This is a genomic window from Dyella sp. A6 (genome assembly GCF_036320485.1).
Classification (GTDB): domain Bacteria; phylum Pseudomonadota; class Gammaproteobacteria; order Xanthomonadales; family Rhodanobacteraceae; genus Rhodanobacter_A; species Rhodanobacter_A aluminiiresistens.
In genome coordinates, this window is the sequence record NZ_CP132911.1 from 1,837,305 (window position 1) to 1,853,285 (window position 15,981).

At 62.3% G+C, this 15,981-nt stretch carries 16 protein-coding genes; 5 read left to right on the forward strand and 11 right to left on the reverse strand.

Annotated elements, in window-relative coordinates; all coding sequences use genetic code 11:
• Positions 1-17 precede the first annotated feature (17 nt).
• Positions 18-278 (forward strand): LysR substrate-binding domain-containing protein, encoded by a 261-nt coding sequence (locus tag RA164_RS08075; RefSeq protein ID WP_412731080.1) that lies wholly within the window; start codon positions 18-20, stop codon positions 276-278.
• A 111-nt stretch (positions 279-389) separates the two neighbouring features.
• On the opposite strand, the gene RA164_RS08080 is transcribed toward RA164_RS08075, so the two are convergent.
• A complete protein-coding gene (locus RA164_RS08080; RefSeq protein WP_412731081.1) occupies positions 390-2,207 on the reverse strand; it encodes a chloride channel protein in 1,818 nt (605 codons plus the stop codon).
• A gap of 332 nt (positions 2,208-2,539) precedes the next feature.
• Here RA164_RS08080 and RA164_RS08085 point away from each other — a divergent pair, with 332 nt between their 5' ends.
• Positions 2,540-3,619 (forward strand): IS5 family transposase, encoded by a 1,080-nt coding sequence (locus tag RA164_RS08085; RefSeq protein ID WP_329743428.1) that lies wholly within the window; start codon positions 2,540-2,542, stop codon positions 3,617-3,619.
• Between the two features lie 121 nt (positions 3,620-3,740).
• Here the strand turns inward: RA164_RS08085 and RA164_RS08090 are convergent, their stop codons facing one another.
• The 5 genes from RA164_RS08090 to RA164_RS08110 form a co-directional block, all read right to left on the reverse strand.
• Entirely contained in the window at positions 3,741-4,883 is a 1,143-nt protein-coding gene (locus tag RA164_RS08090; protein ID WP_329743429.1) for a tyrosine-type recombinase/integrase, read from the reverse strand.
• A gap of 29 nt (positions 4,884-4,912) precedes the next feature.
• Complete coding sequence (locus RA164_RS08095; protein ID WP_329743430.1) at positions 4,913-7,906, reverse strand: Tn3 family transposase; 2,994 nt, start codon at positions 7,904-7,906, stop codon at positions 4,913-4,915.
• A gap of 169 nt (positions 7,907-8,075) precedes the next feature.
• Positions 8,076-9,665, reverse strand: coding sequence for a multicopper oxidase family protein (locus RA164_RS08100; protein ID WP_329743431.1), 1,590 nt, complete (start codon positions 9,663-9,665; stop codon positions 8,076-8,078).
• A gap of 177 nt (positions 9,666-9,842) precedes the next feature.
• Positions 9,843-10,697, reverse strand: a complete 855-nt coding sequence (locus tag RA164_RS08105; protein ID WP_329743432.1) for an FTR1 family iron permease — start codon at positions 10,695-10,697, stop codon at positions 9,843-9,845.
• Positions 10,698-10,712: 15 nt separating this feature from the next.
• Entirely contained in the window at positions 10,713-11,042 is a 330-nt protein-coding gene (locus RA164_RS08110) for a cupredoxin domain-containing protein (protein WP_329743433.1), read from the reverse strand.
• 103 nt (positions 11,043-11,145) lie between these two features.
• Here RA164_RS08110 and RA164_RS08115 point away from each other — a divergent pair, with 103 nt between their 5' ends.
• The gene (locus tag RA164_RS08115) at positions 11,146-11,385 is read left to right on the forward strand and encodes a hypothetical protein (protein WP_329743434.1); all 240 of its coding nucleotides are present in this window, start codon (positions 11,146-11,148) and stop codon (positions 11,383-11,385) included.
• A gap of 280 nt (positions 11,386-11,665) precedes the next feature.
• Here RA164_RS08115 and RA164_RS08120 read toward each other — a convergent pair whose 3' ends face one another.
• Genes RA164_RS08120 through merT form a run of 3 tightly spaced genes read right to left on the reverse strand, consistent with a single transcriptional unit; the run spans position 11,666 to position 12,691 of the window.
• Entirely contained in the window at positions 11,666-12,040 is a 375-nt protein-coding gene (locus tag RA164_RS08120; RefSeq protein WP_329743435.1) for a carboxymuconolactone decarboxylase family protein, read from the reverse strand.
• A gap of 11 nt (positions 12,041-12,051) precedes the next feature.
• On the reverse strand, positions 12,052-12,333 hold the full coding sequence (merP, locus tag RA164_RS08125; protein WP_329743436.1) for a mercury resistance system periplasmic binding protein MerP: 282 nt from the start codon (positions 12,331-12,333) through the stop codon (positions 12,052-12,054).
• A 10-nt stretch (positions 12,334-12,343) separates the two neighbouring features.
• Positions 12,344-12,691 (reverse strand): mercuric ion transporter MerT, encoded by a 348-nt coding sequence (gene merT / locus RA164_RS08130; protein ID WP_329743437.1) that lies wholly within the window; start codon positions 12,689-12,691, stop codon positions 12,344-12,346.
• A gap of 74 nt (positions 12,692-12,765) precedes the next feature.
• Between merT and merR the strand changes: the two genes are divergently transcribed.
• Complete coding sequence (gene merR, locus RA164_RS08135) at positions 12,766-13,161, forward strand: Hg(II)-responsive transcriptional regulator (RefSeq protein ID WP_329743438.1); 396 nt, start codon at positions 12,766-12,768, stop codon at positions 13,159-13,161.
• Positions 13,162-13,167: 6 nt separating this feature from the next.
• Here merR and RA164_RS08140 read toward each other — a convergent pair whose 3' ends face one another.
• Together RA164_RS08140 and RA164_RS08145 are read right to left on the reverse strand one after the other, a co-directional pair.
• The gene (locus RA164_RS08140) at positions 13,168-13,479 is read right to left on the reverse strand and encodes a hypothetical protein (RefSeq protein ID WP_329743439.1); all 312 of its coding nucleotides are present in this window, start codon (positions 13,477-13,479) and stop codon (positions 13,168-13,170) included.
• Entirely contained in the window at positions 13,476-14,636 is a 1,161-nt protein-coding gene (locus tag RA164_RS08145; RefSeq protein ID WP_329743440.1) for a tyrosine-type recombinase/integrase, read from the reverse strand. The genes RA164_RS08140 and RA164_RS08145 overlap by 4 nt, the downstream gene beginning before the upstream one ends.
• 170 nt (positions 14,637-14,806) lie before the next feature.
• On the opposite strand from RA164_RS08145, the gene RA164_RS08150 reads away from it, so the two are divergent.
• Complete coding sequence (locus tag RA164_RS08150; protein ID WP_329743441.1) at positions 14,807-15,790, forward strand: DNA-binding protein; 984 nt, start codon at positions 14,807-14,809, stop codon at positions 15,788-15,790.
• Positions 15,791-15,981 lie beyond the last annotated feature (191 nt).

Genomic DNA, 15,981 nt, shown 5'->3' on the forward strand with positions numbered 1-15,981 from the left:
AGCATGACCGTGAGGCAATGACATTGGAGGTCGAAAGTGCCATTACTCTGGACGAGCCTCATCTGCTGCGCAAAGCAGCGCTGGCTGGGCTCGGATTGGTCTACCTGAGCGAATACGACGTCGAGGCTGATCTTGCGGCGGGTCGGCTGGAGCGCGTGCTGGAAGACTGGACACCACCCTTTGATCGGCTTGCGCTCTACTATCCCGGGCGCCGCCATGTTCCAGCACCTCTCCGAGCGTTGATCGACATGATCAAACAAGTGGACCGGAAGACGTAGAGTCACTCGCCGATACATGCACGGCGATGGGATCAGCGCGGGTTGTCATGGGTGGGCTGATCTCGGGGGTGCAAATTCATATGCGCCGATCTCCAAGTTGGGTTGAAGCATTTACTTTCGATCGAGGCCAGACTGTCGCAATCGGCGTTCGTGGGCGTTGAGCAGATCGGCCTTGGTAAGAATGCCTTCCATATGGGATGGTTGATCCGAAGCCACAACGATGAGGACGTCGGCGCCTGTATCTACCATGTGATCGGCTGCCTCGCGAAGTGAGTGGCTCTCGTCAACCACGATGAGTGGTCCGTGCAGCAGATCGATCAATCGCGCATCCGCTGGCTGCAACGGATCCAGCAGTGTTCTTCGCATCAGCACACCCAACGGAGCGCCCTGATCATTAAGCACGGGGAAGCCCCCATAGCGTGCGGCAGGATCGGTGCTGATCAGCCAGCGTGCGACATCACCCACCGTCTGGCTGGCATGCAGACTTGATACGTTCCGCGTACTCACTTCACCGACCGGGATGCGATCGAGATAATCGTCGCTATATTCCGACGGTACACGCACACCGCGCCGCTCGATCTTCTCCGTCATGATCGTTCGCCGCATCAGCAGTCCGGATACCAGATAGGCTGCCGCGCAGCCCCCCAGGAGCGGCAGCAGACTATGGGGCTGCTGCGTGGTCTCGAATGCGAATACGACCGAAGTCATGAACGCTCGGGAGGCGCCTGCGAACATCGCCGCCATGCCGATGAGCGCGGCCAAACCTGGATTCACACCAAGTCCAGGCCAATGTGTCGCTATGCAGATGCCCAGCACGCCGCCCAGCGCACCACCGATGGTGAAAAGCGGCGCCAGCGTGCCTCCGGAGGTGCCACTACCCAGTGCGATCGACCACGAGGCCAACTTGAGCAGGCATAACGAAAACAGCACCCACAACCCCAGCCGGCCTCCGATGATGGCGTCGATGTTGGTGTAGCCCACACCCAATGTGGCCGGCATGACATAGCCAATGACGCCAACGGCGAGTCCACCGATCGCAGGCCACCACATCCAATGAACCGGAAGCTTCTCGAACCCGTCTTCGATGGCATAGGTCAGACGCGTGACACCAATACTGGCAAACCCGACCAGACAACCGACAAGTACATAAATGCAAAGTGCCGGCAGGGTGACCAACGCCACATTGGGCATCGGGAACACCGGGGCGGACCCCAGCAGAACGTAGCGCATGCCCGTGGCCGCCACTGCGGCCAGTGCCACCGGAATGAGCGAGCGTGCACGACGCTCGAACAGAAGAAGCTCGATCGCAAGCAGCACCGAGGAGACGGGGGCAGAGAAAATCGCCGCCATACCGCCGGCCGCGCCGGCCGCCAGCAGCACTTTGCGTTCGTCTGCGCTGACGCGAAGCACCTGGCCCATCAGCGAACCCAATGCCCCACCTGTCGCAATGATGGGCCCTTCCGCGCCAAACGGTCCGCCTGTGCCGATGGCGATGGCGGAGGAAAGCGGTTTGAGCCATGTGATGCGGGGCGGGATGCGGCTCTCGTTGAGCAGGATTTGCTCCATCGCCTCGGGTATGCCGTGACCACGGATGGCCGTTGATCCCCAACGCGCCATAATCCCAATGACCAAGCCACCCAAGACGGGCATCACGATGACCCAGTGACCGAGGTAAGTGGTGACCGGGGCCGCGAACGTCAGGCTGAAACGACCATAGAACACCAGGTTGGTGATCAGTCCGATGAGCGTCACCAGTGCCCAGGCCACGCCGCTGGCGATCACACCGAGGACCAGGGCGAGAAGCGTGATGCGAAGTACACGTCGATCCAGCGCGCGTATCCGCCGAGGCATGCGTGCAGCGCGCAGCGAGACGTCGAGCGATGGAGCGATCGAAATGACGTCTTCCGAACGAGGGTCTCGGTGGTTCATGCGCGCTGTCCCCAAAATAGCTGCGCAAGGCTACGCAAATCACTGGCCAGTAGCTTGCTGAAACCTGAATGGCATCTTGGGGCTTCCATGTCAGTCACTAGCTTTGCAGTTTCAGTGACGTGCAGGGCGCTGCTGTCTTGCTCTCGATCGAGAGACGCGTCGGCAGAAAGAATCGACCTGCCAGCTCTCGATGTATTTGGGCCGTTGTTGCCAGAACTCGAGATGCACAGGTATTGCATCTATTGCTCCTGCTTGTCCGATAACAGGCTGTCGAGAAACCTCCGCGCATCGCCGCGGTCATAGACGCTCTCAATCACTGACCGCTTGATCCGATGCGCAGCCCCGACGTCCAGCAGCTTGGCATGTTTTCGTATGTATCGGTCGAGGATCGCGTGCCGCCGGATCATCCGATCCGCAAACTGCGGGTGCTGGTGGACGCGATCCTGGGCGAGCTCGATACGTTGCTGGCTGCACGCTATGCCGCGGGCGGCCGCCCGTCGATACCACCCGAGCGCAACCTGCGTGCCTCGCTGCTGCAGGTGGTCTACAGCGTGCGCAGCGAGCGGCTGCTGATGGAGCAGCTCAACTACAACCTGCTGTTCCGCTGGTTCGTGGGCCTGAACATTGACGACTCGGTGTGGGACCACTCGACGTTCTCTTTCAACCGCCAACGGCTGTTCGACGAGGCGATCGCCCAGCACTTCTTCGAGCACACCGTGCTGTTGGCGCGGCTGCGTGATCTGGTCAGCGACGAGCACTTTTCGGTGGACGGCACGTTGCTGGAGGCGTGGGCTTCGCACAAGAGTTTCCGTCCCAAGGACGATCAGGACGGAGGCGATGGCGACAATTTTCGCGGCCAGTCGCGCAGCAACGAGACGCACGCGTCCACCACCGATCCGGATGCCCGCTTGATCCGCAAGGGCAAAGGCAAGGAGGCCAAGCTGAGCTACCTGGCCAACAGCCTGATGGAGAACCGCCACGGCCTGGTCATCGGCGTGGATGTCCGCCATGCCAGCGGCACCGGCGAACGCGACGGTGCCTTGGATCTGCTCACCGCGGCTGGCGTGTTGCGAGGGGCTACGCTCGGGGCCGACAAGGGCTATGACACGCAGGACTTCGTCGCAGCACTGATGGCACGGGGAGTCGTGCCGCACATCGCACGCAACACGGGTAACGGTCGACGCAGCGCCGTACCGAGCGCAGTGGCACGCACGGGTGACTACGCGATCAGCCAGAAGGTGCGTAAACGGATCGAACAGGGCTTTGGCTGGATCAAGACCATCGGCGGGCTGCGCAAGCTGCCGATGGTCGGCCTCGCCGCGGTGCGCGGCTGGGTGACCTGGACGTTTGCCGCCTATAACCTGATCCGCCTCGGCGGCATCGGCGAATGGTGGGAGCCTTCACCAACGTGAGCGACGACAGGAGACGTGCGCCCGCAGGGCGGAAATCGCACTCCACCGCTATCGCAGTGGCCACCATGCCATAGATCGTGTCTATCAAAAGCAGTGCGGAACCCTGCTTCTCAACAGCCTGTTAGGTGTCCTTGACTGCCGCACTTCGCGCAGGGGCACGCAAATCTGCCATGGCGTTCGCTCCTGCCAACGACCGGCGGGTGTAGTAGGTGACCATACGATCCGTCTTCCAGCCGCCCGCCTGCTGGATCTGCGTCCCAGTCGCTCCATGCTCAGCCAGATCGTTGGCCGAGCCGATCCGCGCCGAATGCCCGCTGATGGTCCCGGCGTGCTCCAGGCCCGCCGCCTTCGCCCGCCGCCGGAAGATCCGTGCCACCTCCTGCGGCAGCATCGCCTCGGCCGGACCGCCCGTCACCTTCGGCCGCCCACCGAGCGGGCGGAAGAGGGCGCCGTCGGTGATGTTGGCCGCCGCCTGCCAGGCACGGACCCGGGCAATCGTCTCCAGGCTGACGAACCGATAGTCCGGCGCCGCGCCGTCCTGGTTCGTCTTGGAGAAAGGCACGTGCAGCGACCAGGTGTTGCGCCGACGGTTGTGGTGCAGGTGTTCGACACAAATGGCCACCAGTTCCGATTCGCGGCACAGCGTGTCCGAAGCGATCGCCAGTAGGGCCGCGTCGCGCAGGTCCCGCGGACTGTCGCTGAGTGTGGCCAGGATGGTCTCGACACCGGCGCTGTCGAGTTCGCCCGCCTGCTTGCGCGCATGGCCGCCGGTGCTTTTCAGGCGCCGGATCAGCTTCTTCCATTTGACCGGCCAGTCCGGATCCTTGGACGGACTCGGCAGGCCGGCGGCGATATGAACCAGACCGACCGTGTACAGATAACGATCCACGGTGGCGCGCTTGCGGCCCTTGTCGATGGCCGCCGTCAGAAACGCCTCGAGTTGGTCGACGGAGGCGGGCAGGGGCGTCGCACCGGTGGCTTCGCACCAAGCCAGGTACTGGGTCCAGTCCGAGCGCACCGCCTTGACCGTCGACGGCGCGCTGCCGGCGGCAAAGTCCGAGGACCAGCTGGCCAGCCGCGCGAGCACCGCCTCGACCGAGGCGGCCAGCGCAGGACGCGGCGCGTGGATGTCCGGGGCTACCGGCGGTACCGCGGCGAGCTCCTGCAGCGCATCGACGACACGCAGGGGCAGGGCGCTGGGTTGGGGTTTGGGGAGCAATGGAACGGAAAACCGGAATAAGGATGATTTATCCTTATAAAACATATAGATAGTCGATCATTGACCCGGCCTTCTCAATCGCCTTCCTTGTCGTTAGGGTCTCGTAGCGGGCGCAGTTCCCCGCGAGCGACTACCTCGGGCACCGCAAAGGAATATCGGCCGTGCATGTTGATGTGGTCGTGGATGAGCGGCGAGAGCCGCGCGACATCCTCGTTATGCACGGGAAAACCTTCCTGACGTAGTTGGTCCAATGCTGCCTCCATGTAGATGGTGTTCCAGAGAACCACAATGTTGAGTACCAGGCCGAGGGCTCCCAACTGGTCCTCCTGCCCCTCCTGGTAGCGCTGTCGGAGCTCGCCGCGCTTTCCATGGAAAATGACACGGGCGACGCTATGTCGCCCCTCACCGCGGTTGAGTTGGGTCAACGTGCTACGCCGTTTCGCCTCATCGTCAATATAGGTCAGCGTGTGCAGCGTCTTTTCAATTCTTCCGAACTCAGCCAAGGCCTGGGCCAGACGGGTTGGCCGGTCACCGATCTGCAAGGTTCGCATGATGCCGTTGGCCGGGACACGCCCCAGTTTCAGCGAGCCCACCAGCCGCAGGATGTCGTCCCATTGCTCCTGGATCAATGACAGTTTCACCCGCTGCCGCGCAACGGCATTGAGGTCGCCGTAATCGGCCTCGGGATCGATGCGCCAGAATCGCGTGCCGCCGACGTCAGCCAATCGGGGGCAGAACCGGTACCCCAGCAGCCGAAACAACCCGAACACCACGTCGCTGTAGGCGCCGGTGTCGGTCATGATCTGGGTCGGCTGCAATTCGGTGGGCTGTTCGAGCACCACACCGAGCAAGATCAAGCTGTCGCGCAGTGTGCCCGGCACGGCGATGTGATTGAGGCCGCTGAACTGATCGGAGATCAGGTTGTACCACGTCACACCGCGTTCTTGACCGAAGTACTTCGGATTGGCGGCCGCATGCACGGTGCGCACGGGCACGACGAAACGCATGCCGTCGGCTGACGCCACGTCGCCTCCGCCCCACTGATGGGCCAACGCCGACCGATTCTGGGCCGCCACGAGGATGGCATTGGCCGAAACAAGGGTGTCGTTGCGGATGTAGTTTTGGTCGACCCACGACAGACGCGATCGTTTGAGGGCAGCGATGTCCGCCCGCACGAGGGGTTCGAAGCCCGTGTTGCTTGCCTCGGCCAGCAGCACGGCACAGAGACTTATCGGAAGATCAGCGGCACGAGCAGACCGCTCGGTGAGATGGGTGAATGCATCGGTGAACCCAGTACGCGCCCCAATCTCCAGCAATACTTCTTCGATGTCCACGCGCGGTAGACGCTCATTGACCGCGTTGCGCAAGGCCAGCAAGGACGCCGGTTCTTCCAGCTTGTCGAGGGAGCTGATAACCAAGTCGCTCTCGCCTTCGAAGCGTACCGCGGGATTGTCCGGGAGTCGGGACGCTACCGCGCGATAGGTTTCATCCAGTTCCTTGCCGATCGCATCGAGCGTCGACGAGGGGGCGTGCGACAAGCCGAGAGTGCGGCAGATGATTGGGCGAGCAGTCTCCCATTCGTTGCCGTCCAATAACCCTGCACGCGGATCGGCGTACTTCCAGCTGGGAGCTATGAATACGTCACGCCGGCGCAGTGATGTATGCAATTCATCGAGCACGCAAAAGGTATAGGCCCGGTGATCGATACTGTCGTCATCGCGAATCGCGTAGCGTTGCCAGCGTTTACGGATAACGTCACGCGGGACGACATCGTCGGCCTTGAATCGCCCTGGATGTGATCGAAGCCATTCATAGGCGGCGACCACCGCCTCGCCTGCCGGACTTGCCCCGAAGTGCAGGTTCTCCAGGACAAAGGGAAGAAAACGACGGATGCGCCGATAGCGTTCACTCAGCTCGCTGTAGAAGACATCGTCGGGCGGTCGCACCAGGTTGCGCACCTCTTGGAGTGCCTGAGCAAGGATGTCGCGAGGTACCTTGGCGAACAATGCTTTGCGTAGCTTCTTGTCGGGGTGCGAGGTATCCAGCACGACTTGGCAAGCCTCAGCCAGAAGCGTGGCCGCACGATCCAGATCCTTCAGCGTGCGCAAGCGTGTTTTCCGATCTTCCTTTCGTGCAGTGGCAAAGACATCTCGCAGCAGCATTTCAAGGACTTCGACGGCGTCATCATGCGCTGTGGCTTCCAAGCAGTGCACAAACGCCACGAGGGTGGCGAGGCGACGAACCTCGGGCAAGCGGCTCACCGCGCTGGCCTTGGCCGCCCCCGCAAAGCGAGCCAGCGCCGTGATCCGGCTGGCCGGAAGATGGGACACGGTGGGCAGGTCGATGCCGAGCTCCCGAACCTCCCGAAGTCGAATCAGCGTTTGAATGAGCGACGGACCGCTGACCCGAGTGGGGCCCGAGCGCAATCGATCGAGAAGCGAATAGCGGCTGCCGGTCGGCACCATCAGCAACTGCTCCAGTCGCTGATGCTGTGCAACTGAGAGCCTAGCGCCCAGTCGGCGCCAGAGACGCTCTTCGACTCGACTTTTCACACTGGCGACAAATCGTTCGAGTGTGCTCCGCCCTGGGAGCAATACTTTGTGCGTCAGGAGCCAGGCTGTGGCTCGCTCGAACAGAACGCTGGGTCGTTCCGTTCCCGTCCAGCACAGCGCGTACAGCCAGCGCCCTAATCGAAAGCCGATGGGCGTTGCGGTGATCTCGACGAATCCATACTGCCGACAGATGTCGCGCTGATGATCCCATCGCAGCTCGCCGTTTCGATAGCCGCCGAGCGCGGGGTTGGCGTCCGTGATGCCCAACTGCCTGGCGACGGTAGACAGCACCAGCGGTGGCAGATCCAGTGGATCGTCAAGGAATGTCCCCAGGTAGCGCAGCGTCGTCAGCTGCAGCGCTATGCCCAGGCGGTTTGAGTGGCCTCGCTTGCGTGCGATGTACGCACGATCAGCATCGTCGAGATGGAAGTAGCGAGCGAGTTCGTCGTTGGATGGATCACCGTTGTATCGACCGTAGCTGTCGCGCTGTTCCTCGGTGACATAGCTGACCGGCATCGGAGATTCCTTTCGCAGAAAGGTGGTTCGGATATCCTGTTATTGAATCCCATGTCCAAACAGACCGTCACATCTTCTCCGCTCTGTTCGCTCGCAATACCCCGGGGACAGGGTGCGAGATGGCCATCTCGCTGCGTGGCGGTGAGCATGTCGCCGGCCCGCATCGTTTTCAACGGGTTTCGAACAGCCCCATGAAACCGAAGTCCATGTGCGATTGCATGTGACAGTGGAATAGCGTCAGGCCCGGCTGGTTGGCGGTGAAATCGGCCTCGACAGTCTGGAATGGCGCGACCATCACCACATCCTTGAGTACCCCAGCCGTCCTGTGTCCTGCGATGCGCGTCAGCTCGAAGCTGTGGCGATGCAAGTGCAGAGGATGCAGATCGTCGCTGGCGTTCCGCATGCGCAGCCGGTAGCGGCGCCCAAGCCTAAGATGCTGCGTCACCGGCATGGTCGTCGAGTCGTAAGGCACGCCATTGACCGACCACAGATTGAAACCCTGCGCGGCGCTGTGGCGGGCCGTGAAAACCAGGTCAATGACCGCATCGGGTGTCTGCACCGGACGGCTCGCGTCGGCAAAGCGGCGGTAATCCCACAGAAACGGTGCGGGCTTTTGCCACACCGGCTTGCCGGTCGCGCCGGCATACTCCACCACGATGCCCATGCCAGCCTGACGGTCGTGATCGTTCACGTCGCCCAGCACCCACACGCCGGGCTGGTCCATTTCCACAATCGCCGAGACGCGTTCGGCATTGCCCAGCCACAGCACCGGTACCTCGGCCGGATGCGGCACCGGGTTGCCATCCAGCGCCACCACCTTGAAGACGTGCCCTGGCAGCGCAAGGCTGCGCACCTCGGTCGCGCTGCCATTGACGACGTGCAGCAGCACGCGCTCGCCGCGCTTGACGCGGATCGGTTCGGCATGCCCCAACATCCTGCCGTTGATGGCAAAGGAGTGGTAGGCCAGTTCATAGCCCGGCGGCACGCGGCCGGCATCGGGATCGGCTCCGGCGGCGATGGCGATCAGCACATCATCCATGCCCGCCGGCGCCATGAAGGGCGTGTCGGTATCGCTGCGGGTCAAATAAGGCTCGAACTCCTTGAGCGTCAGAAACACCTCGCGGTCATAGCTGCCAGGATCGTGTTTCGGCTCGATGAAGACGGGGCCGACCTGGCCCGTATACAGGCCGCGATGAAGGTCGACGCCCGCCCGAACGTGGCTATGGTAGAAGCGCAGGCCGGCGGGGCCCGGCACGAAGACTTCGCGGCGGCGACCATGCGGTGGAATGAACGGCGTGCGCTCTTCGGCGGCACCATCAACCGCATCGGGCAGGTACTGGCCATGCCAGTGCAACTGCTCCGGCGTGTCCGTGTCATTGACAATATCCACCATCACCCGCCGGCCTTCCTTCAGCCGCAACAGCGGGCCGGGGAACTGGCCGTTGTAGAGCGTGGTGGCAATGGTTCGGCCCGGTGCCAGTTCGAGCAAGCCGGTTTCGATGCGAATCGCATAGTCCGCGGGAACGGACTCGGCCGGCGTGCCGATGGCCGATGCCATGGTGGAGTCCGCCGCGCGTACCTGAGGCAACAAGCCCGTGGCCAAGGCCGACAGTCCGGCGGTTTTGAGAAAGCCACGCCGATTCATCACATGGCGCCCACAAAAAAACCCGTCATGGACGAGGTCGCAGCCTGGTTCCGCGTAAACACCCCCGTGTCTGGACACCAGGGACGGGGCGCCGCCGGGGGCCAGGTGCCACATGCGTCACCATCATCGGTAACGACAGCCGACGCGTCCGCACTTAGCGAGACATTGGACCGATGGATTCGATTCACTGGCTGAATTCCTCTCAAGCAAGCCGTTCGAAAGCGGGCGGTGGCAAACGCGCGCGCGAAAATCGCGCATGATGCCAAGGACAGTTTGCCGGGTGCTGCGGGTTCACGTAGATGTGGGGGATGCGGAGGCACCGGCTCCTGTGGCGGGGGGATTCGCGGTCAGACGCCGCGCCCAGCGTATGCCGGCCAGCAACAGCAGCAGGGTGGCCAGGTAGAACAACAACTGGATACCACTCGGGCGGGCGTCGTAGCCGACCAGCACGTGCAGCGCCTGGCCGAGCAGCGAGCCGTTGTCGAGCAGGCCGGAGCTGTTCCAAAGCTGGGCGCCCAGCGCCGGTAGCCAGTCCGCCTGCAGCAGGAAGCGCGCGGCGGTGGCGGCCAGGCCCGCGGCTAGCAGCACCAGCATGCCGTTGGTCGCGCTGAAGAAGTGCCGCATGGGGATGCGCAACAAACCGGCATAGAGGGCATAGCCCACCGCGGTGCCACCAGCCAGACCCAATGGCACGCCGGCCAGCAGGTCCTGCAGGTTCGCACCGCCGGCGACCATGCCGTACAAGAACAGCACGATCTCCGAGCCTTCGCGTAGCACAGCCAGCGCCACTACGGCCAACAGCATCGCCAGCGAGCTGGAGCCGGTTTTCACCGCATGGCCTACGGACTGCATCTGTTGTACCAGTTCGCGACCATGGCTGGACATCCAGACCACGTGCCAGCCGATCATCAACACCGCTGCCAACAGCACCCCGGCGTCGAACAGCGACTGTCCGGTGCCGTGCACCGCCTCCTCCAGTGCTCCGGCAAATCCCGCCACTATGGTCGCGCCGATCACGCCCAAGGCAATGCCGCCGCCGATGTACAGGCCGCGCCGCAGCACACCGCGGGTGGCCGCCGCGACGATGGTGACGATCAATGCGGCTTCCAGTACTTCGCGGAACACCAGCAAGGCGATAGCAAGCATGATTCGGCTCCATGGTTATTGAACGATCAGCACACCGTGACCGCTGCCGCGATGGAAATCGTCGAAGAAGGTGTAGCGCCCCTTGTCCAGCGGACCGATGTAGACCGTGGCGGTGGTGCCCGGCAGCACGATCTGCTCGCGGTTGAAGTCGTTGCTTTCGAACTCGGACGGGACCGTATCTTCGTTGCGTACGTGCAGTTTGAACTGGGTGTTGGCCGGCACCCGCAAGGTAGCGGGCAGGTAGGCGTGGTCGTGGATGACCAAGGTGTACTCGGGCAGATTGTCGGCGGCGGCACTTAAGGGGGCGAGGCCCAGTCCCAGCGCCAGGAGCAGTAGCGGTTTCATGGAAGGCTCCTCGAATCGAACGAATAAATGATAATTGTTCTTGTTTGAACGTCAACCCGTCACATGGCCCTGAGCCTATTTCCAAGCATTCCACGAGCTTTGGGTGTTCGGCTGGCTCTGGGGACGCCACATCATCTGGGGATGGAAGGCCAAGCGGCACAGACTGACGGGCGGGCTGCTGTTCGTCCTTCTTTTCATACTGGTGCTTTCGGGCTACTTCCTGTACTACCCCCCGAGCGATGGTGCCTTTCCGGTCATCGCGGTGCTGCATTGGACGTTCGGCCTCGCGCTCCTGATCCCTTTCTTTCTCCATCGCTATTGGCGGCCGTCGAAGAAACGATAAACCTCGGGTCAATCAGGTGGATCGAGGCAGTCATCATGTGGGTGATTCAAGCATCTACCCGGCGAGATGACGCCGTCTCGGTGCGGGCACTTGGCGGTGCTGGCATGCCACGCAATGTAGGTGATCGACGTGGTGACGATCAAACTGCGCCAGAATTTGTGTTGAATATGACGTATCTGTGCGGGTCTGACGACCGAACGTCGGAATATTCTGGATAGTCTGTTGGCCACCGACTTCACCCTGCGGCAATAGGCTTGCCGCAGTCCTTCACGACGCAAACTTAGGTGCAGCAGCCAGGTTCAGTCTGCGTCGAGGCTTGACCACTGACGAAATCCTTGTACGCCTTGTAAGCTTTCAGCGCCCACATTTCGCCCACGCAGCCGCCCATGGTCGAGGCCACAGCCAGCGCTTCTCCGAGCTCATCTTCAGTCGTGCCGAGGGTTACGGCCTGCTGCACATAAAACACGATGCACGGCTCGCAGCGCGCCGAAATCGACCACAGCATCGCTGCGAGTGCCTTTTGACGGGCGGGCAAGGCGCCGTCCGTAAAAATCGCGGCCTGCCGCATCTGCTGGATATGCCGGGTGACGCCGTTGGTTACCTTGGCGAAATCCCCCATAAGGTCGAGCGCGGGATCGATGCTTTTCAACGACATGAGCAGGTCCTTCAGTGCTGCACGGTGGAGGGATAGCCGGCGTCCGCCGTCGCCCGCGTCAGAGCGGTCGGTTGAGTTTTGGCGTCGTCGTAAGTGATGGTCACGGTCTTCTTCGATATGTCAGAGGTGATGGTGTCGACGCCGTTCACTTTTTCCAGGGATCTCTTGACGGTGATCGGACAGATCGGACACGTCATGCCTGGCACATCGAGCGTGACCGTGCGGGTGGCTGCCAGACCGGCGGTGGAGGTACCAGTCAGCATCAGCGCAAACACGAGCGTGTTTTTTTTCATGCGGGATTCCTCAGTAGAACCAGGGGGCGACATAGGGGAAGCCGAAGGCGATCAACACCAGCGCGGCGACGATCCAGAACAACCAGTGATAGGCACGACGGACCGAGGGGACTGCACAGACTTTGCCCGGCTCGCAGGCTGCTGCCGGATGGAAGAGCTGGCGGTACGCGACCACCAAGGCGATCGTGGAGATGGCCAGAAGCCACGGTCGGAACGGCTCCAGCCGGGTCAGTTGGCCGATCCAGGCGCCACTTAGCCCGACGCTGATCAGGATCAACGGCCCCAGGCAGCAGGCAGAGGCCAGCACGGCGGCTAGCCCGCCTATCGCTAGGGTGCTTTTTTCGCTGGTTCGGGCCACGAGAAGTCCTCTAGGGATGGATGGGCGATTCGGCGTAACCTTACTTCCGTAGTCAACTACGGAGTCAACCATCCATGAGCTACACGATCGGCCGCCTGGCCAAGGCTACCGAGGTCCATGTCGAAACGATTCGCTACTACCAGCGGCGTGGCTTGGTGCCTGAGCCGGCCAAGCCATTGGGCGGGATCCGTCGCTATGAAGAGGTTCACGCCCGCCGTCTACGCTTTATCAAGCATGCGCAGACACTTGGCTTCAGCTTGGATGAGGTGAGCGATCTACTGACGTTGGAGGACGGGCGTCATTGTCGGGAGGCCGAAGAGCTTGGCGCGAACAAGCTTGCCATGGTGCGGGAGCGCATCGTGCAACTGCAGCGCGTCGAGCAAGCGCTGGCCTCCCTGGTCGATCAATGCCACTGCAATACCGGTCAGGTGCGTTGCCCGCTGATTGCCGCGCTGGAGCAGGCCACGTAGGCCGAGTCAGTCCTTCAAGTACCCATCGCATTCGGTGATCAGGCGCTGCACTTCGGGATCATCGGCGTCCGACCGTGCCAGCAGGATGGCGCGTAACTCGGCGATCTGGGTATTGTTCGGAATCAGCTCGGACGGGCTTTCCCACATCCATTCGACCACGATCGGATACAGCACCGCGGCCGGCAGAGAGGCCACTTCGCCTCGCGTCGGGACATATATGCCCATGCGCAGCACGGGATTGTCCAGACCATGGCTTTCCCTAGCCGCCACGAACGCGCTGTCCGGCATACCAAAACGATCATCGGGGGATGGCTTCACGGTCGCTCCTTGGATGAAGTGATCACGGTGCGCGCCTGCGTCGTGCTGGCATGTCTCGCATCTTCTTCGGCGTGCAAGTAGATGGACGTGGTGGCGATCGAGCTGTGCCGGAGATTGTGCTGGATGTGATGCACCGGATTGCCGGCCTCGGCCTGATGGGTCGCGGCCGAATGCCGTAGCCAATGCGTGGAAGCCCGCCGCAATCGGGCGGCCCGCATGGGATCGGTGGGCGTCAGGACGTCGGCGACGCGCCTGAGGGCATCTTTCACCACCAAGTACACCGCCGTCGCGGTGAGGGGTGCTTCGCGTCCTGCAATGCCGAGAATCAACGGGCGCGAACTGTCGCTGGCTGGGACGACGGGCATACCGTGGAAGGCCCGGTAACGCGCAAAGTCGGCCATCAAGGCGTCGCTGATCGGCACCTCGCCCTCCACGCCGCCTTTGCCGGTCACGCGCAACCACCAGCAGCCGCGACGATGAAGTAGATCGCTCTCACGGGCATGGGCACCTTCGGAGGCCCGTAAGGCGGTTTCGTAGAGCAACCGAAGGGTCCAGCGGGCACGTTCGTAACGCTGCCGGTCCCGTCCGCTCGCCTGCGGCCAGCGTTCCACGTGAACGAGTACATCCTCCCACAGCGCGCGATCCAGGTAGCGCTCGATGGTCCGTCGCCCCTGCCGCGCACGCCGTCGACGAGGCTGCAGCGCGAACGGCGTGCCGGCGAGATACCCGGCACGGACCAGGTAATTGAATAGCCCCGACAGAATACCGAGCGCCTGGCGTTGGCTCCGCTCAGACAGGGCGCCGGCAAACAACCGACGATGATCACCGCGGCGCGCAAGGCCTTCATCGCACCAGGTTGGCAACGGGTGAGCCAGGAACGCCTCGTAGGCCAACACATCCTCGCGCGTCAGGCTGGAGACCGCTTTGCCACGGATCTGAGTCGCCCATAGCAACAGGCGCTCCGCCTCCTTGCGATAGCTACGAAAGGTGTGCGGTGAGCCGCGGTATTCGGCCAGCCACAACCCGATCGCCGCCACGTCGTCGTTGGCAGCGATTTGCCGTGAAGTGCCGGCAGGCGTCCGGTTGGTACCTGTCATCCCGGATAAGTGGGCTGGAAGCGCCGCGGGGACGACGGTGCTGAGGGCCAGATCGCTCACGGGCTTTCCGATGTCGGGAGGGGTATGGACTGCGAGCGTACACCGGAAAGACTTTTGATTATGGGAGTTATCGTAAATTTCTTGGACTTATCATTACATATATAACGTAATACTGTGATATACATACCAAGCATTCCACGAGATTGACCCACCGAGCGACGGGAGCTTCCATGAGCCGTGTCAGTGATACCCGCCAACGGACCCGCGAAGCCGCTGCTGTCTTGGTCGCGGACGGTAAACGCCCCCACGAACTCACCGTCGACCTGATCTATGCCGCCATCCAGCAAGGCAGCCGAACCACCATCAACGACGAACTGAAGCTGTGGAAGGATGAGCGGGCCAAGGCCGATGCACTCGGCGCCGATCTCCCGCCAGCGATCGCCGATGCCATGCGCTCACTTTGGGTGGCGGCCGTGGAACAAGGGGAGCACGTCTTCAACGAACATCGCCAAGCGCTGGAGTCCGATCTGGAAACGCAGAAGCGTGCGCTCGATGACATAGTTGTCGAACGAGACGCGGCGCAGGCAGCGGTTCACCAGCTGCAGCACGAGGTCAGTCAGCTTCGCGAGCAAGGCATCGAGGTGCGGCAGCAGCTCATCCAGGAAACCGAGGCCAAGCGTGATGCCCTTGGCCAGGCTCAAGCGTTGCAGCACGAGGTGGCGGCCGTTCGTACCGACATGGCTCAGCAACTAGAGGCCGCACGGCAGGCCCACGACCGATTGACCGCCGAATTCCAGGCGACCATTGCCGCCCGCGACGCGGCGTTTCAAGTGGAACGGGACAAAGCCAACGAGCGCGTGGAGGCCGCTCAAGCCCGCATGCTGCAAGAAACCGATGCCGCGCGGGAAGGACAGCGGCATGCAGAGCAGCAATTGGCCAAGCTGCGGCAACGTAGCGAAGACCAGCAGACCAGCCTCACGGAATTGCGACTGGACATGGCGCGTCTTCGCCGGGAATTCGCGGAGGGCGAAGCGCGCTTGGCGGCGGTGGTCACCATCACGGGCGAGCGCGATCAGCTTGCTTTGGAGCTGGCTGGCGCGCGGGGACAGGTCAGCGGCTTGAAGGCGGCACTTCAGTCAGCGGAAGCCCGCGCAGTGGTCGCAGAGAACCAGTTGACTGTGGCCCACAAACGCCGTCTATCCAAGCAAAAATGAGAGCGGACTCGATACGAAATACTATGATCCGTAACGACTTTTCGCTCTTATCCCGGTTTTCCGTTCCATTGCTCCCCAAACCCCGGGTTCGGGCATGGCGAGGCATCCAAGGGGCGACCCAAACGCCGCCGATGTGCCATGATAGCGAATAAGTGCCATTATTCGCTATATAATGTAGCCAAGAATCTGTA

What these genes read in the sequence shown, in the direction of transcription:
- RA164_RS08090 (WP_329743429.1), bottom strand. Translation starts at nt 4,883, where the DNA reads ATGTTTTATAAGGATAAATCATCCTTATTCCGGTTTTCCGTTCCATTG.
- RA164_RS08120 (WP_329743435.1), bottom strand. Translation starts at nt 12,040, where the DNA reads ATGTCGTTGAAAAGCATCGATCCCGCGCTCGACCTTATGGGGGATTTC.
- merP (WP_329743436.1), bottom strand. Translation starts at nt 12,333, where the DNA reads ATGAAAAAAAACACGCTCGTGTTTGCGCTGATGCTGACTGGTACCTCC.
- RA164_RS08100 (WP_329743431.1), bottom strand. Translation starts at nt 9,665, where the DNA reads ATGTGGCACCTGGCCCCCGGCGGCGCCCCGTCCCTGGTGTCCAGACAC.
- RA164_RS08110 (WP_329743433.1), bottom strand. Translation starts at nt 11,042, where the DNA reads ATGAAACCGCTACTGCTCCTGGCGCTGGGACTGGGCCTCGCCCCCTTA.
- RA164_RS08085 (WP_329743428.1), top strand. Translation starts at nt 2,540, where the DNA reads ATGCGCAGCCCCGACGTCCAGCAGCTTGGCATGTTTTCGTATGTATCG.
- merR (WP_329743438.1), top strand. Translation starts at nt 12,766, where the DNA reads ATGAGCTACACGATCGGCCGCCTGGCCAAGGCTACCGAGGTCCATGTC.
- RA164_RS08150 (WP_329743441.1), top strand. Translation starts at nt 14,807, where the DNA reads ATGAGCCGTGTCAGTGATACCCGCCAACGGACCCGCGAAGCCGCTGCT.
- RA164_RS08105 (WP_329743432.1), bottom strand. Translation starts at nt 10,697, where the DNA reads ATGCTTGCTATCGCCTTGCTGGTGTTCCGCGAAGTACTGGAAGCCGCA.
- RA164_RS08095 (WP_329743430.1), bottom strand. Translation starts at nt 7,906, where the DNA reads ATGCCGGTCAGCTATGTCACCGAGGAACAGCGCGACAGCTACGGTCGA.
- RA164_RS08080 (WP_412731081.1), bottom strand. Translation starts at nt 2,207, where the DNA reads ATGAACCACCGAGACCCTCGTTCGGAAGACGTCATTTCGATCGCTCCA.
- RA164_RS08075 (WP_412731080.1), top strand. Translation starts at nt 18, where the DNA reads ATGACATTGGAGGTCGAAAGTGCCATTACTCTGGACGAGCCTCATCTG.